This window comes from Pseudomonas sp. RIT-PI-S, from assembly GCF_025642975.1.
Classification (GTDB): domain Bacteria; phylum Pseudomonadota; class Gammaproteobacteria; order Pseudomonadales; family Pseudomonadaceae; genus Aquipseudomonas.
Map to the genome: position 1 here is coordinate 161,876 of NZ_JANZKJ010000010.1, position 20,311 is coordinate 182,186.

Consider the following 20,311-nt stretch of genomic DNA (forward strand, 5'->3'; position numbering starts at 1 on the left):
GGTGTGCGGATGAAAGATCCGGCTGTAAGCAAGGCAACCTCACGCACGCCCCCGGCGCGCATCGATTTCAACACGCCGGCCATGCAGCGCCATCGCCGGTTGCGTGCGCTCGTCGATCGTTTCACTCATTGGTATGTGTTGGTGGGTGGGCTTGCCGTGCTGGCTGCTATCACCTTGATCTTTTTCTACCTCACGTATGTAGTCGCGCCGTTGTTCCAAGGTGCCAGCTTGAGGGTCGGTGCAACCCTGGCACCGAGTTGGCTGCAAAGCGCTGGGCAGCCCGTGCTGCTGACCGTCGAGGAGCAGAACCGGGTAGCGATGCGCGTGTCGGACCGCGGCGAGGTGGTGTTCTTCTCTACTGCCGACGGTGCTGTGCTTAGCCGCGTGACCCTGCCTTTGCCAGCCGGCGCTGGCGTTACCGCGGTGGCTCAGGATCAGCCCAGCAGGGGCCTAGTGGCGTTGGGGTTGTCCAACGGCCAGGCGCTGATATTTCGGCACCTGTATCAAACCGCGTGGCCGGAGAACCGCAAAACGATCACGCCTTCGGTGGAATACCCCTACGGGCGGGTGCCGTTCGCGATCAATGAACCGGGCAGCGCATTGCAGCACTTGGCCGTCAGTGCCAACGACACCGGTGTGCTGCTGGCCGGCGCCGATAACAGCAGGCTCAATGTGCTGGCGCTTACCACCAACGGCGATGCGCCGCCGGCTCAAGCGAAGGTCGCGCTGCCACAGCTGACTGAAGCCGTGCAGGCGGTCTACATCGACCCCGGCCAGCGCTGGCTATATGTGATAAACGGTCGCGCCCAGGCCGACGTCTTCGACCTGCACAAAAAACTGCTCAATGGCCGCTATAAACTCCTTGAAGACGCCAGCGCCAGCGTGACCGCGAGCGCACAGCTGGTGGGCGGGGTATCCCTGCTGATTGGCGCTTCCAACGGCAGCCTTGGCCAATGGTTCATGAGCAGGGACCTGGACGGCGAGCCGCGGCTGAGCCACATCCGTGACTTCCGCCTTGGCACCGCGCCTATCAGCCGCATCAACCCCGAGCAGCGGCGAAAGGGTTTCGTGACCCTGGATGACCGCGGGCAACTGGGGGTGTTTCACAGCACCGCCCACCGCACCTTGCTGATCGAACAGGTTGCCGCCGGCAGTGGCGCACTGGCGTTGTCGCCACGAGCCAATCGCCTGCTGCTGGAGGAGCAGGGCAAACTGCTCAAGCTGACCTTGCGCAACCCACACCCGGAGGTGTCCTGGAGCGCGCTCTGGGACAAGGTCTGGTATGAGCACTACGACAGCCCTGAATACGTGTGGCAGTCCACCGCTTCGAATGCCGACTTCGAACCCAAGCTGAGCCTCGCGCCATTGGCATTCGGCACGTTCAAGGCGGCGTTTTACGCCATGTTGCTGGCCGCGCCACTGGCAGTCGCCGCAGCGATCTACACGGCCTACTTCATGGCCCCGTCGATGCGCCGCAAGGTCAAGCCGGTGATCGAGCTGATGGAGGCGCTGCCCACGGTCATCCTCGGGTTTTTCGCCGGGTTGGTGCTGGCCCCGTTCCTAGAGAGCCATCTCCCGGGCATCTTCGGCCTGTTGCTGCTGATTCCCCTCGGCATACTGCTGGCCGGGTTGCTGTGGGGCCGTTTGCCAGCGAGCCTGCGCCTGCGCGTGCCAGAAGGTTGGGAAAGCGCCTTGCTGATCCCGGTGATCCTGTTGTTGGGCGCAGGCTCGCTTTACCTGAGCCCCTGGCTGGAACACACCCTGTTCGATGGCGACATGCGCCAGTGGCTCAGCGCCAACCTGGGCCTGGATTTCGATCAGCGCAACGCGATGGTGGTGGGGATCGCCATGGGCTTTGCAGTGATCCCCACCATTTACTCGATCGCCGAGGACGCCGTGTTCAGCGTGCCGCGTAGCCTGACATTCGGCTCGCTGGCGCTGGGCGCGACCCCTTGGCAGACGCTGATTCGGGGGGTGCTGCTCACTGCCAGCCCGGGGATCTTCTCGGCGCTGATGATCGGCATGGGCCGCGCCGTCGGCGAAACCATGATCGTGCTCATGGCCACGGGTAATACGCCGATCATGGACATGAACTTGTTCGAGGGCATGCGCACCCTGGCTGCCAATGTGGCGATCGAGTTGCCTGAATCCGAGGTGGGCAGCAGCCATTACCGAGTGCTGTTCCTGGCTGCGCTGGCCTTGTTGTTGTTTACCTTTGCGATGAACACCGTGGCGGAGCTGATCCGCCAGCGGTTACGCAAGCAATATTCCTCGCTGTGAGAAGGGGCAGGGTAGTGAGCAAGGTGACCCCTCTGGCATGGCTGCGCAGTGGAGCCCCCGGGGTTTGGCTGAGCGCCGGCGCGGTTTCGGTGGCAGTCATCATGACCCTTGGGCTGCTGGCGCTGATTGCGATCCGCGGCCTGGGCCATTTCTGGCCCGCGGACCTGCTCCAGGCTACTTATCAGGTACCCGGCCAGGCGCCCGTTGCGCTGATTGGCGAGGTAGTCGAACAAGAACAGGCGCCCAGGGCCAGGTTGCGTGGCGCCGGCCTGCCGCTCAACGATGATGGCAGCACGCTCGCTACCCGGGCGCTGATCAAACTGGGTAACCGGGACCTCAATGGCAATGACTTCAACTGGGTCATCGATGAGTGGCTGGTGGACCGTCAGTTCCCGCCCCAACTGGTCACCCTGGAGCGCCGCGAGTGGGGCAACTTCTACGGCAGCCTCATCAACCTCAAGGAGGCAGGGCTGGTGATCGCGGAAGGCGAGGGCGCCTGGGCGCCGCTTCAGGCCCGGCTGGCCAGGGCCGAAGAACTCTCGCGTCAGCTCGAACAGCTTGAAAAGAACGACGTCGGGGGCATCAATCACAGCTTGGAGCGGCTGCGCCTGCAAAACCGCCAGCTGGAACTCAGCGGTAAGCTGACGGCTACCGCACAGGCTGACTTCGCCGCTGAGCGCAGTGCCTTGGCGGCTCGCTACCAGGGTTTGGAAGCCCAGCTGGACGATCTACGTCGCCAAGCGGAGCGCGACAGCGTCACCTTGAGCGACGCCCAGGGCCGCCAGGTAGAGGTCAGCCTGGCGAACGTGTTGCGTGCCTATCGGCCCAACGCCATGGGATGGGCGGAGAAAACCGCTTTCTACTTCAGCAAGCTGTGGGAGTTCCTAAGCACCGAACCGCGTGAAGCGAACACCGAGGGCGGAGTGTTCCCGGCCATCTTCGGCACTGTGATGATGACCCTGATCATGGCGGTCGTGGTCACGCCCTTTGGCGTGCTGGCCGCTGTCTATCTTCGTGAGTATGCGCGCCAAGGCTGGATGACTCGGCTGATCCGCATCGCGGTCAATAACCTGGCTGGGGTACCGGCGATCGTCTACGGCGTGTTTGGCCTGGGCTTTTTCGTCTATGTGCTGGGCGGTTCACTGGACCGGCTGTTCTTCGCCCAAGCGTTGCCCGCGCCCACTCTCGGCACGCCGGGCTTGCTCTGGGCTTCGCTGACGCTGTCGTTGTTGGCCGTGCCCGTGGTGATCGTTGCCACCGAAGAGGGCTTGGCGCGCATACCGCGGTCACTGCGCGAGGGCTCGCTGGCGCTGGGCGCGACCAAGGCGCAAACCCTCTGGAAAATCGTGCTGCCCATGGCCAGCCCGGCCATGATGACCGGGCTGATCCTCGCCATTGCCCGGGCAGCCGGAGAAGTGGCACCGTTGATGCTGGTCGGCGTGGTCAAGCTCGCACCCGCCTTGCCCGTCGATGGCAACTACCCCTACCTGCACCTGGACCAGAAAATCATGCACCTGGGCTTTCACATCTACGATGTGGGCTTCCAGAGCCCGAATGTGGAGGCGGCGCGGCCACTGGTGTATGCCACGGCCCTGCTGCTGGTAGTGGTCATCGGCTTGCTTAACCTGTCGGCCGTGGCGATCCGCAACCATTTGCGGGAGAAATACCGTGCCCTCGACACTTGATGTAGCGGGCGGCCCATGCTGCTCGTTGGACGACTGATAGGTATGGAGCTTCCGATGGAGCAACACACACCCGGCCGCCGCCTTGACATGGCCGCGCTGGGCCGCAAGAAGCAGCGGCTGGACATTGCTACCGAGGACATCGCTATCGAGGTCGCCGGGTTGAGCCTGTATTACGGCAAGCAGCAGGCGTTGTTCGACGTAGCGCTGAACATTGCGCAGCGACGGGTCACCTCGTTCATCGGGCCGTCTGGCTGTGGCAAGTCCACCCTGCTACGCACCTTCAACCGCATGAACGACCTGGTCGATGAGTGCCGTGTGGAAGGCGCCGTCAACCTGTACGGGGCCGATATCTATCGCAAGGGCGAAGATGTCGCCGAGCTGCGTCGGAGGGTGGGCATGGTGTTCCAGAAGCCTAACCCCTTCCCCAAGACCATCTACGAGAACGTGGTGTATGGGCTGCGCATCCAGGGCGTTAAGAAGAAGCGTGTGCTCGATGACGCCGTGGAATGGGCACTGCGCGGCGCCGCGCTGTGGGATGAGGTAAAGGACCGGCTGCATGAGTCCGCCCTGGGGTTGTCCGGTGGCCAGCAGCAGCGGCTGGTCATTGCCCGGACCATCGCCGTGGAGCCGGAGGTGCTGTTGCTCGACGAGCCGTGTTCGGCACTGGACCCGATCTCTACGCTCAAGGTCGAGGAGTTGATCTACGAACTGAAATCACGCTTCACCATAGTGATCGTGACCCACAACATGCAGCAGGCCGCCCGTGTATCCGATTACACGGCGTTCATGCACATGGGCAAGCTGGTCGAGTTCGGCGATACCGACCGCATGTTTACCAACCCCCAGAAAAGGCAGACCGAAGACTACATCACCGGCCGCTACGGCTGATGGGTGTTCCGCGCTGCTGAAGCACTGCGCCCACCGTTGTCGCCAACTACCCTCGGCACACCAAGGACCTGACCCATGATCGACAAACATAGCCTCAATCATCACATCTCCCAGCAGTTCAACGTGGAGCTCGAAGAAGTGCGCAGCCACCTGCTGGCCATGGGCGGGCTGGTGGAAAAGCAGGTCAACGATGCGGTCAGCGCACTGATCGAGGCAGATTCCGGCCTCGCTCAGCAAGTGCGGGACATCGATGATGAAATCAATCAGATGGAGCGCAGCATCGACGAGGAGTGCTTGCGTATCTTGGCCCGCCGCCAGCCTGCCGCGTCGGACCTACGGCTGATCATCAGCATTTCTAAGTCCGTCATCGACCTGGAGCGGATTGGCGACGAGTCCACCAAGATCGCCCGGCGGGCGATCCAGCTGTGCGAGGAGGGCGAAGCGCCGCGTGGCTATGTGGAAGTGCGCCACATCGGCGACCAGGTGCTGAAGATGGTCCGTGATGCGCTGGATGCTTTCGCCCGCTTCGACGCCGACCTGGCCCTGGCCGTGGCGCAGTACGACAAGACCATCGATCGGGAATATAAAACTGCCCTGCGCGAACTGGTGACCTACATGATGGAAGACCCGCGTTCTATCTCGCGGGTGCTCAACGTGATCTGGGCGCTGCGCTCGCTGGAGCGCATTGGTGACCATGCGCGCAATATCGCCGAGCTGGTCATTTATCTGGTTCAAGGCACCGATGTAAGGCACCTGGGGCTGGAACGCATGAAGGAAGAAGTTCGCCGCAACGCCCAGCGCGCTAATGTTTCGGCCCAGCCTGACGATAAGTAAGTTTACCCAAGGAACGACGCCCGGCCCGCGCCGGGCGTTTTCATTCATACTGGGAGCAGTTTTTTTGGCATCCGCAGGGCGGGTGTGAGGTTCGGGCGGCTTATGGCGGCGGTGACGCAGGCTATGCTGTTCGAACCAATTTCAGGAGTCCTTAATGGCCAAGGTCAGTGTTCTGGTGGTGGATGACGCGCCTTTCATCCGCGATCTGGTTAAAAAATGTTTGCGTAACGCCTTCCCTGGAATGCAGATCGAGGACGCAGTCAACGGACGCAAGGCTCAAGCCATGCTGGCCAAGGACCCGTTCGACTTGATCCTCTGCGATTGGGAAATGCCGGAAATGACCGGCCTGGAGCTACTGAGCTGGTGTCGTGAGCAGGAAAGCACCAAAACCGTGCCCTTCATCATGGTCACCAGCCGGGGCGACAAGGAAAACGTCATCCAGGCAATCCAGGCCGGTGTATCGGACTTCGTCGGTAAGCCCTTCACCAACGAGCAGCTGCTGACCAAGGTCAAGAAAGCCCTGCACCGTGCTGGCAAGCTCGAGGCCTTGATGAGCGGACCTGGCTCACGGCCTAACGCTGCTGCCTTCGCCAACGATTCCCTCGCAGCCCTGACGGCTAGCCGCCCGGCCGAGAGCGTGGCAGCGGCAGCACCTGCCGCGGCGCCTCGCCCCGCAGCCCCGGCGCCGGCCGCTGCGGCCCCGGCGCCACGCCCGGCGGCTGCCGCGAGTGGTGGCCGAGGCCAAGGGCAGCTGCGGCTGGCCGGTGGTGGCAACATGGCCTGCGTGATCAAGGCGCTGAGCCTCAAGGAGGCCTTGTTGGTGGTCAAGCGGGGCGAGCCCCTGCCGCAGGTGCTTGAGCAAGCGGTGCTGGACCTGGAGCAGGGCGATAACGACGTGGCCCGCCTCAACGGTTACCTACATGCGGTGGTTGCGGTGGAGGCCAAGCCCGATAGCGAATGGCTGCAGCTGACGTTCCGCTTCGTAGACCAAGACGCGCAAAAGCTGGACTACCTCTCGCGGCTGATCGCCCGTGGCACCACGCAGAAACACTTCGTGCCTGGTGCCTAGGGCACTGGAGCGGCGTAGCAGGGCAGATCGCTGCTAGGCTACGTCGCTATATCGTTTGGGGTGAACTCACCATGCGCTGGCGCTACCTGCTTTCCGCACTGGTCGCCGCTGCCTGCAGCCACGCTCAGGCCGTGGCGATCTACAAATTCGTCGATGCCAATGGCGTGGTCAATTACACGGACCGGGTAACACCGGGCGCGCGGCGGCTGGTGTTCGAAGATCGAATGGTCGAGTCGCTGGCCGCCCAGGTGCGCTTGAATACCCGGCGTATGGGAACGAAGGTGAGCTACGAAGCGCAGAACGACCTTTATGCGCCAGTACAGGTAGAGCTTCGCCTGGCTCACCTGCGTAACGCTGCCGGTACTGCCCCTCGCAGCATCACTCGGACCGTCCCCCCGCGCTCCACCCTCACCCTCGCTACCTTGGTGGCAGCCAAGGCAGGCACGCCGGTGACCGGCACACCTGGCTTCAGCTACGCCTTGGGCGATCCTTCCGCCAGCCCAGCTACATATCGATACCCCTTCCCCTGGCTCGGAGGGCCCTTCCGGATCAGCCAAGGTCCGAACGGGACCTTCAGCCATACCGGTGCCCTTGGGCGTTATGCCATCGACATTGCCATGCCTGAGGGCACGCCCATCATCGCTGCGCGGGCCGGCACCGTGATCAAGGTCGAGAACAATCAGGGTGCTGGTGGCGCCGAGCCTTCGGGCAATTTCGTGCGCGTGCTGCATGACGACGGCACCATGGGCGTTTACCTGCACCTGATGCAGGGGTCGATTGTGGTCCGTGAGGGAGAGCAGGTGAGGCTTGGCGAACCGCTAGGACGTTCGGGAAATACCGGGCACAGCACCGGCCCGCACTTGCATTTCGTGGTTCAACGCAACGGCGGGCGGGGGCTGGAGTCCATTCCTTATCAATTCGACAGGCCTCTGCAAAGCCTGCCGAATTTTGCCGTGGGTGACCGTTAGCGGGCGTTTCAGCTGAGCTTGAGCACCTTGGCCAACACGATCTTGGGGCCTTTCATCTTCTTGATGATGATCCGTAGGCCTTCCACTTCGATCACTTCTTCGTCTTCGGGCACCCGCTTGAGGCTGTCGTAGACCAGCCCTGCAAGTGTTTCAGCCTCGATGTGGTCCAGGTCCACCCCTAGCAGGCGCTCGACCTTGAACAGCGGAGTGTCGCCGCGCACCAAGAGCTTGCCGGGCTGGTACGCCAGCACGCCGCGTTCTGCCTTGCGATGCTCATCCTGGATATCGCCCACCAGAACTTCCAGCACGTCTTCCATGGTGAGGTACCCGATGACCTTGCCGTCGGCTTCTTCGACCAGGGCAAAGTGCGCCGCGCCGGTGCGGAACTGCTCGAGCAGCTCGGCCAGCGGCATGTGGCGAGACACGCGCTCCAGCGGCCGGGTCAGCTCGGCGAGGTTGAACGACTCGGGCACGTGGTCCAATGCCGCCAGCTCCAGCAGCAGGTCCTTGATGTGCAGCAGGCCGACGAACTCACCACGCTCGCTGTCGTACACCGGGTAGCGGCTGTACTTGTGGCGGCGGAAGGTGGCGAGGATCTCCTTGAGCGGCGCGCTGTGCTCCAGCACAACCAGGTCCTCGCGGGAATTGGCCCAGTCGACCACTTCCAGCTCGCCCATCTCCACCGCCGAAGCCAGCACACGCATGCCCTGGTCGCTCGGGTCCTGGCCACGGCTGGAGTGGAGGATGAGCTTGAGTTCTTCGCGGCTGTAATGGTGCTCGTGGTGCGGCCCCGGCTCGCCTTGGCCAGCAATGCGCAGGATGCCGTTGGCGCTGGCATTGAGCAGCCAGATGGCCGGGTACATCGCCCAGTAGAACAGATACAGCGGGACGGCCGTCCACAGCGACAGCAATTCCGGCTTGCGAATGGCCCAGGATTTGGGCGCCAGTTCCCCTACCACGATGTGCAGGTAGGAAATCACGAAGAAGGCGGTAAAGAACGAGGCACCCCGGATGACTTCCGCGGACTGTACCCCCAGCACCGACAGCAGCGGCTCGAGCAAGTGAGCAAAGGCAGGCTCGCCCACCCAGCCCAAGCCGAGCGAGGCGAGGGTGATGCCCAACTGGCAGGCAGACAGGTAAGCGTCAAGCTGGTTATGCACGGTGCGCAGGATCTTCCCGCGCCAGCCTTGCTTCTCGGCAATCGATTCAACCCGGGTGGAGCGCAGCTTGACCATGGCGAACTCGGCCGCAACGAAGAAGCCGTTGAGCAAAACCAGGAAGAATGCGAAGAGAATCATGCCGAAATCGGCGAAGAGGGCTTGGAGCGATAAAGCAGGGGAAGGGTCCATTGGGAGACGTGTGAGATCCGTGCTGATAAAAAGGAGTTAGCGCCATTCGCCGGCGCGAATGAAGCAATTTAGCGATTAGATTCAGGATTGGCCAGTGGTAAACCGTGCGCCCCCGGCGCTTGGGTTCACAGGCCGTCGCCAAGCTCATAGAAATCCAGCGCTGGGCCTGAGTTGTGGGATTGGGGCAAAGCCACGCGAATGTGGGCTTATTGGCCCGCTACTCGTCCGTTGCCGGCGCCGCCAGCGCTGTCAGCGGGAAGTGGCAGGTGAAGGTGCTGCCCTTGCCGGGCACGCTGGTGATCTCGAGCCGCCCCTTATGCCGCAGCAACACATGCTTGACGATCGCCAGCCCCAGGCCGGTGCCGCCCGTGCTTGAGCTGCGGCTGGAGTCGACCCGGTAAAACCGTTCGGTAAGCCTGGGTATATGCTTTGGCTCGATGCCGATGCCCGAGTCCTGCACACTCAAGTGCAACCCGGTTTCATCCTGCCACCAATGCACGTGCACCCGGCCGTTGTCCGGGGTGTATTTCACCCCGTTGAATACCAGGTTGGAAAATGCGCTGCGCAGCTCCGGTTCGCTTCCTTTCATCCGCAGGCCGGGCGCTGCCTCCAGGGTGACCAGATGGTGGCGCTCGCCGGACAGCGCCGTGGCGTCGTTGACGATGCTACGCAGCATGGCATGCACATCGACGGGATGGTTGTCCGACGGGTAATCGGTCGCTTCCAACTTGGCCAGCAGCAGTAGGTCGTTTAGCAGCGTCTGCATGCGGCTGCCTTGTTGCTGCATTTGTTGCAGGGCGCGCAGCCAGCGAGGGTTCAGATGCCCGGCGTTATCCAGCAGCGTCTCCAGGTAGCCGGTGATCACGGTAAGCGGTGTACGCAATTCGTGGGACACGTTGGCGATGAAGTCTTTGCGCATCTGCTCGAGCTGGTGGATGCGAGTCACGTCACGCACCACCATCAGGTGTTCGTTGTTGCCGTAGCGGGTGATCATGAACTGCAGGCGTACCCGGTCATTCAAGGGCGACGGCATTTCCAGAGGCTCTGCGTAATGCTCGGCTTCGAAGTAATCCTTGAACCTGGGGTGGCGCACCAGGTTGGTGATGGGCTGGCCGCCGTCTTGGGGAGTCTTGAGGCCCAGGAGGGTTTCGGCGGCGCGATTCCACCATTCCAGGTTGCCGTCGCTGTCGAGCATGATCACGGCATCGCGCAAGGCTGCGGTGGATTCCTGCACCCGGTCGATCACGCCTTGCAGGCGCGCCCTGGCACGGCTGTCCCGTCGTTGCAGGTTGTAGATGTTATCAAACACATCTCCCCACAGCCCATGACCCTCGGGTGGTGCCTCGTCTGGCTGCTGGTGGCGCAGCCAATGCTGCAGCCGCAGCAGGTGGCGCAGGGTGTTGGCCAGGTAGCCTCCCAGGCCCGCGGCAAGGCAAAGGCCATAGTGGCCGGTCAACAACCCCAGCAGTAGGCACGCGCCAATCAATAGCAGTAGATGGCGAAGCAGAACGCCGTGCCAGTTCCGGTTCAATTAGCGATCAGTCCTTTGGCAATGCTCACCGCTTCAAGCCTTGGTGGAAAAACGGTACCCCGTCCCGCGCACGGTTTGTACCAGGTTCTCATAGGCATCGCCCAGCGCCTTGCGCAACCGGCGGATGTGCACATCGACGGTACGTTCTTCTACATACACGTTGCCGCCCCAAACCTGATCGAGCAACTGGCCGCGGGTATAGGCACGTTCCTGGTGGGTCATGAAGAACTGCAGCAGGCGGTATTCGGTGGGCCCCATATCGGCTGGGCGCCCGTCGATGGTCACGCGGTGGCTGATCGGGTCCAGCAGCAGGCCGCCTACCTCGATCGGTGTTTCGTTGTCGGTAGCGCCGGCGCGGCGTAGTACGGCCTTGAGGCGAGCGACCAGTTCGCGCGGTGAAAACGGCTTGGTGATGTAGTCGTCGGCGCCCACTTCCAAGCCTTGGATCTTATTGTCCTCTTCACCCTTGGCGGTGAGCATGATGATCGGCGTGGCGGCGGTCAGCTCGTCTCGCTTGAGACGGCGAGCCAGCTCGATCCCGGACGTGCCGGGGAGCATCCAATCAAGCAGGATCAGGTCCGGCTTGCGGTCGACGATGATGGCGTGGGCCTGCTGGCTGTTTTCCGCTTCAAGGCATTCATAGCCGGCCATTTCCAGCGCCACAGCGATCATCTCGCGGATAGGCGCTTCGTCGTCGACTATGAGAATGCTTTTACCCACCATGGTTTAACCTCAAGCCTGTCCTGGATGTTGCGCTGCATTAGATAACGCAAATATTGCAGTCACATGACAGCTTCGAGAAGGGTAGCAAGTTATCCCCCGCGCGCTGAAGCTTTCCGCTGCGCGTGCCCCCGCCGTTTGGTGCATGGCTCAGCGCCAGGCATAGTCCATCACGATGCCAGCAAATATCGCCAGGCCGGCCCAGTGGTTGTGCAGGAAGGCTTCGAAACACGCCATACGCTCCCGCCGGCGGGTGGTCCAGGCTTCCCAGGCGAAGCAGCCAGCGGCCACCACCAGGCCCGCATAGAACCAGCCGCCGAGGCCAAAGCGTGAACCCGCCAGCAACAGGCAGACAATGGCCAGCCCCTGCAAGATGCCGATAATCAACCGATCCGAATTGCCGAACAGAATCGCCGTGGATTTGATCCCCACGCGCAAGTCATCCTCTCGGTCCGTCATGGCGTAGTAAGTGTCGTAGGCGACTGTCCAGAGCAAATTCGCCAGGTACAACCACCAGGCCGCCGCAGGGACGTGGCCGGTTTCGGCGGTGAAAGCCATCGGCATGCCCCAGGAAAACGCCGCCCCCAGCACCACTTGGGGGTAATAGGTGTAACGCTTCATGAAAGGGTAACTGGCCGCCAAGGCCAGGCCCCCTAGCGAGAGCCACACGGTAGCGGCATTGGTGCACAGCACGAGCAAGAAGCTCAGCAACACCAGCACGGCGAAAAATACCAGTGCCTCACGGCCGCGCACCTTGCCGCTGACCAAGGGGCGCTGTTCGGTACGTCGCACATGGCCGTCCACGTGACGGTCAGCGAAATCGTTGACCACGCAGCCTGCCGCGCGCATGAGAACTACGCCTAACACAAAGATCGCGACATTGGCCACCGAGGGCGCGCCGTCGCCGGCGATCCACAGGGCCCAAAGCGTGGGCCATAGCAGCAGGTAGATACCGATGGGCTTGTCCATCCGGCTTAACTGGACGAAATCCCAGGCGCGCGGGTGCAAGCGGTTAAGTGAGCGAAGCAGTTCCTGGTACATCAAGGCGCCTCCGGTGAGCGGGGCAGCATGGCCCAGAATTCAGGCAAAAACACCTCGGTGACCAGAATGCCCAGCGCATCGCGGTCAAAGCGGGACCGCCTGGCCAAAAGTGTGTCGCCTGTTTGCGAAGCGGGAAGCCACTGTGTGGGATAGCGGCACACTTCAATGCGTCCCCGGCTAAACCCGCCGTTGACGAACAGCAGTTCACCCAGCGAGCGTGATCCTAACGCGGCCAGAGGGAAACCATCTTGCTTGAGCGCCTGCTGCCCTGCCACGCTGCGGGCGAAGACCCACGGTCGGCCGTGGCCGCTCAGGTACACTTCGCGTACCCATCCGGTGGTGCCAGGGGCAAGGTCCAGAGCGAGGCATTCGTCGTCGCGCAGGGTCGCCCAGCCTTCACTCAAGGGCGCCACGCTAAAGGCATCTGCGGACAGCCGGATCAAACGTCGGGTAAGCGACCCCGTATCGAACAGCCAGTCCTGACAAGGACCATTAGCTGTTTCGAGGTGATCGCTCCAGGAAGGGGGGCAAGAAGCAGTGGTGTGATGCGACACGGTATAGGAGCATGGCGGTTGGCAGGCCATGGAGCTTAGCATGAAAGGTCGCAGGGTTTAGCTGGCCTGGGCATAGCGTAACGAGAGGTGAAGCAATGAAAAAATGGCAGTGCGTGGTATGCGGTTTCATCTACGACGAAGCGCTTGGTTGCCCCGATGAAGGTCTTGCGGCTGGCACCCGCTGGGAAGATGTGCCTGAAGATTGGCTGTGCCCGGACTGCGGCGTAGGCAAGAACGATTTTGAGATGATCGAGATCGTGTGAAACCAAGCGGTCATACAAGAGCGATATAGCTGGCCGATACGCCCTTCAATCCGTCGGAATCAGCTCGAAATATCCGTAATAAGGCTGTTCGGGCTACTGGCGCGAGGGCGTCCGCCGTGCCATTCTCGGTCAGCCAGCCGTAGACAAAAGTCCACGGGATACCCGGCACAGGCTGTTCTTGCCGGGCATAAAAACAAAAACTGCACAAGAGGCATCATTTATGCACAAAAACGAAGTCGTCGACGCTATTGCCGAACGGGCCGCCATCACCAGGGACACCGCCAAGCGCGTGCTTACCGTGGTACTGGAGCAAATTACCCAGGCCGTCGATAAAGAAAATGTCACCCTTGTCGGCTTCGGAACATTCGTCAAGCGCCATCGAGGTGGCCGTAAAGGCAAGAACCCACAAACTGGCGAACCGATCCAGATCGGCGCTAGCAACACCGTGGCCTTTAAGCCGGGCAAAAACCTGCGCGACAGTATCTAAGTTACAGCCTGCCCCCTGTGTGAACCGGCTCAGGTTCGCCTGGGGGCTCCATCCCTGCACTTCAAGTTTCGGATCCTCTTCGGTTATTCCTTTCCATACCGTGTCGCTGCAATATTCATATAACCCTCGTTTGAAATTTATTCACCAACCTTCTTGCCGGCACACAGGTGTCACTCGGCGATAACTGCCGTGGTTGCGCTGGATAAGCCCGGTCGAGGCTTCCGTTCGTCTGGCATATTTGGCCTGTGACAATCACTTTGAACTGATCGAACGTACGGCTACTCAAGTTAATAGCAGTTGAGGATGCATTTTCAGCACAGGGTCGGATGATGAACGACGACATGTACACCGATGGTGACGTGATTCCAGTTATTGAAGAGGAGATGACTGTTTCCAAACGAACGGTCACTACCGATGCAGTGACGCTGGAGAAAACTGTCGAAACTCAGAACGTAACTGTGTCAGAAGTTTTACAGAGCCGTGGAGCTTCGATTCTGAGAGTGCCCAGAGATACTGTGGTGGATGCAGGTAATCCGCCAAAGGTAAGGACCGAAAACGGCGTCACCATCATTCCGGTACTTGAAGAGGTGCTGGTTGTGGAGAAACGACTCGTCCTCAAGGAAGAACTGCATATCAGGCATGAAGTGAGCGAGGCGCTCTATAGCGAGGAAGTCACATTAAGAAAAGAAGCCGTTGTATTAATGCGCGGCGACGATGGTGTGGCGACAGAGGAAGAGTAGAGAGGCCACGCTCTATTCATAGCTAATAATCGCATTCAACCCGAAATGAGGTATATATGAGCCATACATTGATAGCTGCGTTCGACAACTTGAACGAAGCCAACGCCGCCAGAGACGCATTGCTTCGTAAGAAAGTGATGGACAGCAATATTAATATATCGTCATCGAGCGACGAGACAGTGGCAATCGGGAACTCTCCGTTAGGCACTGGCGCAGTACATGATCATGACGAATCTTTCGGCGATAAAGTCAGCCATTTCTTCAGCTCCCTCTTCGGTAGTGATAACGATGACCGAGTGAATCAGCACGTTAGTGCCTATTCGGACGCCTACCGTAATGGTGCAACCGTGCTCACGGTTACTGTCGACGATGATGATGACGTACTCCTGGCTCAAGAAATTCTTGAACAAAACGGTGCCTTTGATATCGACGAGCGGGCCGCCACCTGGGGTTCACAAGGGGCGACCCATCTCGCTGGCAATCACCTTGCCGGGAATCACCTGGGCGCGGCGAGCGCATCGGTTGGCCATACTGCCGCCGGCCTGGACGGCCGGGCTGCCATTCCGGTGATTCAAGAGGACCTGCGTGTGGGTAAACGTCAGGTCGATACTGGCCGGGTGCGTGTTATCTCACGGCTGACCGAACGGCCGGTGGAAGAGACCGTTAACCTGCGTGAAGAGCACGCGGAGATCGAGCGTAGGCCGGTCGATCGCGCTGCCACGGCAGGGGAGTTGGACACCTTCAGGGAAGGCTCCATCGAGATCCAGGAAACTGCCGAGCAGGCCGTTGTCCAGAAAACCGCCCGGGTGGTCGAAGAGGTGGTGGTCCGCAAGGAAGCGTCCGAGCACCAGGAAACCATACGGGACACCGTTCGCAATACCGAGGTCGACATCCAGAAGGATGGGGTTTTGAAAGATGGAGTGTTGAAGGACAACGTACGCACGGATCGTTGATTCATTTCCGTAGCGTTAGTTGTGAAAAGGCCGCCTTATGGCGGCCTTTTACATTACGGGTTCTTAAAGCGTGGCGGGTTTTACCCTTGCCCAAACTGCTGAGCAAGTTCGCGCAACAGCTGTTCTGCGTCGAGCACCTTGTTGACGACGTCGTCGGCCTTTTCACGGCTGACACCCACGCGATCCAGCAACGCGTCGGGGATGTCTTCCTCGACCTCGAAGCCTTTGCCTCGCGCACGCAGCAGGCGCACCGCCAGGCAAACCAGGTTGGCGTAGATCGCATGCTCGCCGGTATAGGTGGCGTCGTTCTGGTACTGCAGCGCGGTGACCAGCTCTTCGGGCATGTCCCAATGCTTCATCAGCCAGGCACCGACCTGCTCGCGGCTGATGCCTAGCAAGTGTTGCTCCACATAGGCGTGAGGAAGGTGAGGGTTGACCTCCAGGTGACGGCAAACCAGAGAGAAATGCGGCGGGAAAACATGCGCCAGCAGCAAGTAACCGAAGTTATGCAGCAAGCCAGACAGATAGGTAAGGCCTGCCTCCGGTCGCTGCGCTCGGGGAATGGCGCGCGTCAGGCCCTCTACCACGGCCGCCGTGTAAAGCGACTGCTGCCAGTAGGGGGTGGCATGTTGGGGCTTGTCCTTGGGCAGGGTGAGGGTTTTACCCAGCGCCAGGCCCAAGGCTAGGTTGATCACTAGATCGAAGCCCAGCACCCGGACGATCGCATCCTCGACGGAACGGATCCTGCCGGCGGAACCGTAATAGGGTGATGACGCCCAGCTGACGACCTGCGCGGCCAATGCCGGGTCGGTTTCGACAACACCGGTAACGTCGTCAGTGCTGGCGTCCGGGTCGACCCGAAGCTTGATGATCTTTTGCGCGGTGGTAGCCAGAGGGGGGATTTCGATGGTGTCCTCAAGCCGCTGCTGGATCCGCCGAGCGGTGAAGGCTTGCACGCCCTTGGAAATCGCCGTGAGTGGCCCAGTGAGGCTGGTATGCGCAACCTGTTTATCCACAGGTTCACCGAAGCGGGCGGAACTGGCATTGGCCAAGGCCTTGCGGAACTGATCCTGGTCAGTGGAAATTTCCAGCAGTACGCCAGGCTGGCCGGAGGACACCAGCACGTATTCGATGTCGACCAGGCGTTCGTCATAAACGCAGGGAGCACTGATGGCCAGTGGAATGCCAGGCAGCTCACCCAGCTGCAAAGGGTCTAGAAGACGCTTGAGCTTTTCGACGGGAACGGCTGTGAGGGTACGGCCATAAATCTCCGCCAGGCGGGTCAGGTCCAACAACTGATCCTTGCGCAGCAGCACCAGAAGCAGCCCAACTGCGTCACCCAGCAAGACTGCTTGCACCTGGCGGGCGGGGTTCAGCAATGGCGTGTCGATCACTTCGCGGTAACCGATGCCGTGGTTGCGCAACAGCTGCTCGATGGCATGGGGGGCGTGCGGTGGTGCTACTTCCAAGGCAACTTCAGTCATGGCTGTATCCGAACGTTTACAAAGCGCCAGTATACTCATCTTCGGTAATTTGGCGGGAATATTAGGGGAAACAGGCGCTTAAACCTGGCCATATTGCTGGCCATGGCGCAGCCAGCGCTCCAACAGTGGCGTTACGTGCCCCGGCCAGCGAGCGAGCAGTTCCTGGGCGGCTTCACGCACAGCTGGCAGGAGGTGAGCGTCACGCATCAGGTCGGCCACCTTGAACTGTAGCAGGCCGGTTTGCCGTGTACCGAGCATTTCGCCAGGCCCGCGCAGCTCTAGGTCTTTTTCAGCGATCACGAAACCATCATTGGTCTCGCGCATGATGCCCAGGCGTTCCCGGCCGATGAACGACAGGGGCGGGTGATAGAGCAATACGCAGTGGCTTGCGGTGCTGCCGCGGCCCACGCGGCCACGGAGTTGGTGCAGCTGGGCCAGCCCGAGGCGCTCGGGGTTCTCGATGATCATCAGGCTGGCATTCGGCACATCCACGCCTACTTCAATGACCGTGGTAGCGACCAATAGCTGCAACTCGCCTTGCTTGAAACGGGCCATGACCTCTGCTTTCTCCGCAGGCTTCATGCGCCCGTGCACCAAACCTACCCGCAGCTCGCCCAACGCGCTGGTCAGCTCCTCGAAGGTGGTTTCCGCCGCTTGGCAGGTAAGCTCTTCCGATTCCTCGATAAGGGTACAGACCCAGTACGCCTGACGCCCCTCGGCACACGCGGCGCGCACTCGCTCGATTACCTCGATCCGCCGGCTGTCGGCCACAAGCACCGTGTTGACGGGGGTACGCCCGGGCGGAAGTTCATCCAGCACCGAAGTGTCGAGATCGGCATAGGCGCTCATGGCCAGGGTCCGCGGGATCGGCGTAGCGGTCATGATCAACTGGTGGGGGCACAGCTTGCCGTCGACACCCTTTTGCCGCAGCGCCAGGCGTTGCTGCACGCCAAAGCGGTGTTGCTCATCGATGATCGCCAAGGCAAGGCGGTGGAAGCGCACTTCCGGCTGGAACAAGGCATGGGTGCCGACCACCATGGGCGCACCGCTTGCGATTCGCTCCAGTGCCCCCTGGCGCACCTTGCCCTTGAGCTTGCCAGCCAGCCACGCGACCTCGATACCGAGGGGCTCGAACCAACGCTGGAAGTTGATGAAATGCTGCTCGGCCAGGATCTCCGTCGGCGCCATCAGGGCCACCTGGTAACCCGCTTCGATCGCCTGCAACGCCGCCAGGGCGGCAACTACCGTTTTGCCGGCGCCGACGTCCCCTTGCACCAGGCGCAGCATGGGCGCGTCCTGGTTAAGGTCGTAGCTGATCTCGCCGCCAACCCGCCGCTGCGCGCCGGTAGGGGTGAATCCCAGGTTTGCCAGATAGCGAGCCGGCAGTGTACGTGGCTCGGGCAGCGCCGGCGCCCGCTGCGCCCGCAGGCTTTCGCGCAGCCGCTGCTGGGAAAGCTGGTGGGTGAGCAGCTCTTCGAAAATGAGCCGCTGCTGAGCCCAGTGTTGGCCAAGGGCAAGCTCGTCGACATCGGCATCAGCGGGAGGCTGGTGAAGGTAGCGAATGGCATCGCCAAGCGCGCTCAGGCGGTGTTCCCGCGCCAGCTCCTCGGGTAACCAGTCCGGCAGGCTGCGAGGCCCAAGCATGCCCAGGCTTTGCTGGCACAACTGGCGCAGCCGTTGCTGGGTAAGGCCTTCGGTCAACGGATAGATCGGTGTAAGGGTCTGTTCCACCGGCGCGGGTTCGTCGCCGGTAAGTGCACGGTATTCAGGGTGGTAAATCTCCAGCCCCGACGCCCCGGGCCGGGCCTCGCCGTAACAGCGCAGGTGAGTGCCGCGCTTGAGCGTGTCTTTTTGGGCGTTGCTGAAATGATAGAAGCGCAGGCTCACCACGCCGCTGCCGTCGCCTAATCGAACCAACAAGCTGCGGCGCTTGCCCATGACGATATCGGCGCCGCTGACCACCCCTTCGATGACCGCATCCTGCCCTGGGCGCAGGCTGCCGATGGGCAATACACGGGTGCGATCCTGGTAGCGCAGCGGTAGATGGAACAGCACATCTTGTACCGTCTCCAACCCCACCCTGGCGAGCTTCTCCGCCATGGCCTCGCCCACGCCTTTCAGCGCCGTGACCGGCACCCCTGCGAGCTCGGTCATACTGCGGCTTTGGTAGGCGCCGCTGGGGCCTTGGCCACCGAGCATAGGCGGATCGAATCGGCGAGGATTTCGATCGCCTTGGGCCGTGGGAAGCTGGCGCGCCAGGCGATGGCAACGGTGCGGAAGGGGGCCGGCGGCGTTAAGGGGCGAACCTCGATCACACCTGGCGCATAGTGATGGCTATGCACCGCCGAGAGCGGCAAGACCGATACGCCCAGGCCGGAGGCGACCATATGGCGAATGGTTTCCAGAGAGCTGGACTCGACCGTGGTATGCCGCGCGGCCTCGGCGCCCTTGCCGAGGGTAGGGCAGGCTTCGAGGACCTGATCGCGGAAGCAGTGGCCTTCGCCCAGTAACAGCAGGCTCTTGTCATTGAGCAGTGCCGAGTCGATGGTTTCCTTGCGCGTCCACGGGTGATCGCTGGGCATCAACACTTGGAACGGCTCGTCGTACAGCGGCAGGGTCAGCACATCGGCTTCGTTGAAGGGCAAGGCCACGATCACCGCGTCCAGCTCACCATTACGCAGCTTGTCACGCAGCAGATGGGTGAAATTCTCCTCGATGTACAGCGGCATCTGAGGTGCTACGCGGTGCAGTTGGGGGATCAGGTGAGGGAACAGGTAAGGGCCGACGGTATAGATAGCGCCAACCTTCAAGGGTGCGGTCAGCTGATTCTTGCCCGCCTGGGCCAGTTCACGGATGCCCTGCGCCTGTTCCAGAACCTTCTGCGCCTGCGCCACGATGCTTTCGCCTACGGGGGTGAGACGGACTGCGCTCTTGCTGCGTTCGAAGATCAGCACACCCAGTTCGTCTTCGAGTTTCTTTACCCCGACCGACAGCGTCGGTTGGCTGACGTGGCAACGTTCGGCTGCGTGGCCGAAATGTTGCTCCTGAGCGAGCGTGACGATGTAGCGTAATTCTGTGAGGGTCATAACGGGCGTCCATGAAGTTGCGGGCCCAGCATAGCGGCTGCCGTCGATAGACGCACGTTATCGAACACCTGACCTTGTATCAGAACCTCCTCAAGTGCCCTTGGTCAGGTTGAAGGTAAACGGTGCACGCAAGGTGACCGAACCGCCGTGCAGCTTTTCGGCGGGTGGCACCGGCAATGGCTGCGCCCGATTCACGGCGCGAAGCGCGGCGCGGTCGAGCAGGCTGCTGCCTGAACTGCTGGCAACATTCGCGTCCAGCACCCGCCCTTGGTTGTCGAGCGTGAACTCAACAATTACCTGGCCTTCGGTGCCCCGGCTCCGAGCGCCTGGCGGGTATTCCTTGAATCGTGCCAAGCGCCCGAGGACCTCGCTTTCCCAA

At 61.4% G+C, this 20,311-nt stretch carries 19 protein-coding genes; 10 read left to right on the plus strand and 9 right to left on the minus strand.

What is annotated here, in order from left to right:
- Positions 1-9 precede the first annotated feature (9 nt).
- The 6 genes from OGL93_RS15465 (at position 10) to OGL93_RS15490 (ending at position 7,724) form a co-directional block, all read left to right on the plus strand.
- Positions 10-2,280, plus strand: a complete 2,271-nt coding sequence (locus tag OGL93_RS15465; protein ID WP_263263687.1) for an ABC transporter permease subunit — start codon at positions 10-12, stop codon at positions 2,278-2,280.
- Positions 2,281-2,294: 14 nt separating this feature from the next.
- Positions 2,295-3,965, plus strand: coding sequence for a phosphate ABC transporter permease PstA (gene pstA, locus OGL93_RS15470; protein ID WP_263263688.1), 1,671 nt, complete (start codon positions 2,295-2,297; stop codon positions 3,963-3,965).
- 54 nt (positions 3,966-4,019) lie between these two features.
- Complete coding sequence (pstB, locus tag OGL93_RS15475; RefSeq protein ID WP_263263689.1) at positions 4,020-4,853, plus strand: phosphate ABC transporter ATP-binding protein PstB; 834 nt, start codon at positions 4,020-4,022, stop codon at positions 4,851-4,853.
- Between the two features lie 75 nt (positions 4,854-4,928).
- Positions 4,929-5,687, plus strand: coding sequence for a phosphate signaling complex protein PhoU (gene phoU, locus OGL93_RS15480; protein ID WP_263263690.1), 759 nt, complete (start codon positions 4,929-4,931; stop codon positions 5,685-5,687).
- Positions 5,688-5,841: 154 nt separating this feature from the next.
- Entirely contained in the window at positions 5,842-6,756 is a 915-nt protein-coding gene (locus tag OGL93_RS15485; protein WP_263263691.1) for a response regulator, read from the plus strand.
- A gap of 71 nt (positions 6,757-6,827) precedes the next feature.
- A complete protein-coding gene (locus OGL93_RS15490) occupies positions 6,828-7,724 on the plus strand; it encodes a M23 family metallopeptidase (RefSeq protein ID WP_263263692.1) in 897 nt (298 codons plus the stop codon).
- A gap of 8 nt (positions 7,725-7,732) precedes the next feature.
- Here the strand turns inward: OGL93_RS15490 and OGL93_RS15495 are convergent, their stop codons facing one another.
- The 5 genes from OGL93_RS15495 to OGL93_RS15515 all read right to left on the minus strand — a co-directional run bounded on the left by OGL93_RS15495 (position 7,733) and on the right by OGL93_RS15515 (position 12,961).
- On the minus strand, positions 7,733-9,073 hold the full coding sequence (locus OGL93_RS15495; protein ID WP_263263693.1) for a hemolysin family protein: 1,341 nt from the start codon (positions 9,071-9,073) through the stop codon (positions 7,733-7,735).
- A 217-nt stretch (positions 9,074-9,290) separates the two neighbouring features.
- The gene (gene phoR, locus OGL93_RS15500; RefSeq protein WP_263263694.1) at positions 9,291-10,604 is read right to left on the minus strand and encodes a phosphate regulon sensor histidine kinase PhoR; all 1,314 of its coding nucleotides are present in this window, start codon (positions 10,602-10,604) and stop codon (positions 9,291-9,293) included.
- A gap of 33 nt (positions 10,605-10,637) precedes the next feature.
- Complete coding sequence (gene phoB / locus OGL93_RS15505; protein WP_263263695.1) at positions 10,638-11,327, minus strand: phosphate regulon transcriptional regulator PhoB; 690 nt, start codon at positions 11,325-11,327, stop codon at positions 10,638-10,640.
- Positions 11,328-11,474: 147 nt separating this feature from the next.
- Positions 11,475-12,365 (minus strand): 4-hydroxybenzoate octaprenyltransferase, encoded by an 891-nt coding sequence (gene ubiA, locus OGL93_RS15510; RefSeq protein ID WP_263263696.1) that lies wholly within the window; start codon positions 12,363-12,365, stop codon positions 11,475-11,477.
- A complete protein-coding gene (locus OGL93_RS15515) occupies positions 12,365-12,961 on the minus strand; it encodes a chorismate lyase (protein WP_346659652.1) in 597 nt (198 codons plus the stop codon). Before OGL93_RS15515 ends, ubiA begins: the two co-directional genes overlap by 1 nt.
- Before the next feature lie 53 nt (positions 12,962-13,014).
- Between OGL93_RS15515 and OGL93_RS15520 the strand changes: the two genes are divergently transcribed.
- The 4 genes from OGL93_RS15520 to OGL93_RS15535 all read left to right on the plus strand — a co-directional run bounded on the left by OGL93_RS15520 (position 13,015) and on the right by OGL93_RS15535 (position 15,362).
- The gene (locus tag OGL93_RS15520) at positions 13,015-13,182 is read left to right on the plus strand and encodes a rubredoxin (protein WP_263263698.1); all 168 of its coding nucleotides are present in this window, start codon (positions 13,015-13,017) and stop codon (positions 13,180-13,182) included.
- A 220-nt stretch (positions 13,183-13,402) separates the two neighbouring features.
- The gene (locus OGL93_RS15525) at positions 13,403-13,669 is read left to right on the plus strand and encodes an HU family DNA-binding protein (RefSeq protein WP_263263699.1); all 267 of its coding nucleotides are present in this window, start codon (positions 13,403-13,405) and stop codon (positions 13,667-13,669) included.
- A gap of 329 nt (positions 13,670-13,998) precedes the next feature.
- Positions 13,999-14,409, plus strand: coding sequence for a YsnF/AvaK domain-containing protein (locus tag OGL93_RS15530; RefSeq protein WP_263263700.1), 411 nt, complete (start codon positions 13,999-14,001; stop codon positions 14,407-14,409).
- Between the two features lie 56 nt (positions 14,410-14,465).
- Positions 14,466-15,362, plus strand: a complete 897-nt coding sequence (locus OGL93_RS15535; RefSeq protein ID WP_263263701.1) for a YsnF/AvaK domain-containing protein — start codon at positions 14,466-14,468, stop codon at positions 15,360-15,362.
- 80 nt (positions 15,363-15,442) lie between these two features.
- Here OGL93_RS15535 and OGL93_RS15540 read toward each other — a convergent pair whose 3' ends face one another.
- The 4 genes from OGL93_RS15540 to OGL93_RS15555 all read right to left on the minus strand — a co-directional run.
- Positions 15,443-16,846 carry an aminoacyl-tRNA deacylase and HDOD domain-containing protein gene (locus tag OGL93_RS15540; RefSeq protein WP_263263702.1) on the minus strand — a complete coding sequence of 468 codons (1,404 nt, stop codon included), beginning with the start codon at positions 16,844-16,846 and terminating at the stop codon, positions 15,443-15,445.
- Between the two features lie 78 nt (positions 16,847-16,924).
- The gene (gene recG, locus OGL93_RS15545; protein ID WP_263263703.1) at positions 16,925-19,000 is read right to left on the minus strand and encodes an ATP-dependent DNA helicase RecG; all 2,076 of its coding nucleotides are present in this window, start codon (positions 18,998-19,000) and stop codon (positions 16,925-16,927) included.
- Complete coding sequence (locus tag OGL93_RS15550) at positions 18,997-19,932, minus strand: hydrogen peroxide-inducible genes activator (protein WP_263263704.1); 936 nt, start codon at positions 19,930-19,932, stop codon at positions 18,997-18,999. Before OGL93_RS15550 ends, recG begins: the two co-directional genes overlap by 4 nt.
- Positions 19,933-20,022: 90 nt before the next feature.
- On the minus strand, positions 20,023-20,311 hold a 289-nt coding region (locus OGL93_RS15555), incomplete at its 5' end, for an energy transducer TonB (RefSeq protein ID WP_263263705.1).

Excerpts from the sequence above, each read along its gene's own strand:
- OGL93_RS15520 (WP_263263698.1), top strand. The coding sequence starts at position 13,015 with ATGAAAAAATGGCAGTGCGTGGTATGCGGTTTCATCTACGACGAAGCG.
- pstB (WP_263263689.1), top strand. The coding sequence starts at position 4,020 with ATGGAGCAACACACACCCGGCCGCCGCCTTGACATGGCCGCGCTGGGC.
- OGL93_RS15530 (WP_263263700.1), top strand. The coding sequence starts at position 13,999 with ATGAACGACGACATGTACACCGATGGTGACGTGATTCCAGTTATTGAA.
- ubiA (WP_263263696.1), bottom strand. The coding sequence starts at position 12,365 with ATGTACCAGGAACTGCTTCGCTCACTTAACCGCTTGCACCCGCGCGCC.
- OGL93_RS15490 (WP_263263692.1), top strand. The coding sequence starts at position 6,828 with ATGCGCTGGCGCTACCTGCTTTCCGCACTGGTCGCCGCTGCCTGCAGC.
- OGL93_RS15495 (WP_263263693.1), bottom strand. The coding sequence starts at position 9,073 with ATGGACCCTTCCCCTGCTTTATCGCTCCAAGCCCTCTTCGCCGATTTC.
- OGL93_RS15540 (WP_263263702.1), bottom strand. The coding sequence starts at position 16,846 with ATGACTGAAGTTGCCTTGGAAGTAGCACCACCGCACGCCCCCCATGCC.
- phoU (WP_263263690.1), top strand. The coding sequence starts at position 4,929 with ATGATCGACAAACATAGCCTCAATCATCACATCTCCCAGCAGTTCAAC.
- phoB (WP_263263695.1), bottom strand. The coding sequence starts at position 11,327 with ATGGTGGGTAAAAGCATTCTCATAGTCGACGACGAAGCGCCTATCCGC.
- OGL93_RS15550 (WP_263263704.1), bottom strand. The coding sequence starts at position 19,932 with ATGACCCTCACAGAATTACGCTACATCGTCACGCTCGCTCAGGAGCAA.
- OGL93_RS15485 (WP_263263691.1), top strand. The coding sequence starts at position 5,842 with ATGGCCAAGGTCAGTGTTCTGGTGGTGGATGACGCGCCTTTCATCCGC.
- OGL93_RS15525 (WP_263263699.1), top strand. The coding sequence starts at position 13,403 with ATGCACAAAAACGAAGTCGTCGACGCTATTGCCGAACGGGCCGCCATC.
- recG (WP_263263703.1), bottom strand. The coding sequence starts at position 19,000 with ATGACCGAGCTCGCAGGGGTGCCGGTCACGGCGCTGAAAGGCGTGGGC.
- OGL93_RS15535 (WP_263263701.1), top strand. The coding sequence starts at position 14,466 with ATGAGCCATACATTGATAGCTGCGTTCGACAACTTGAACGAAGCCAAC.
- OGL93_RS15515 (WP_346659652.1), bottom strand. The coding sequence starts at position 12,961 with ATGCTAAGCTCCATGGCCTGCCAACCGCCATGCTCCTATACCGTGTCG.
- OGL93_RS15465 (WP_263263687.1), top strand. The coding sequence starts at position 10 with ATGAAAGATCCGGCTGTAAGCAAGGCAACCTCACGCACGCCCCCGGCG.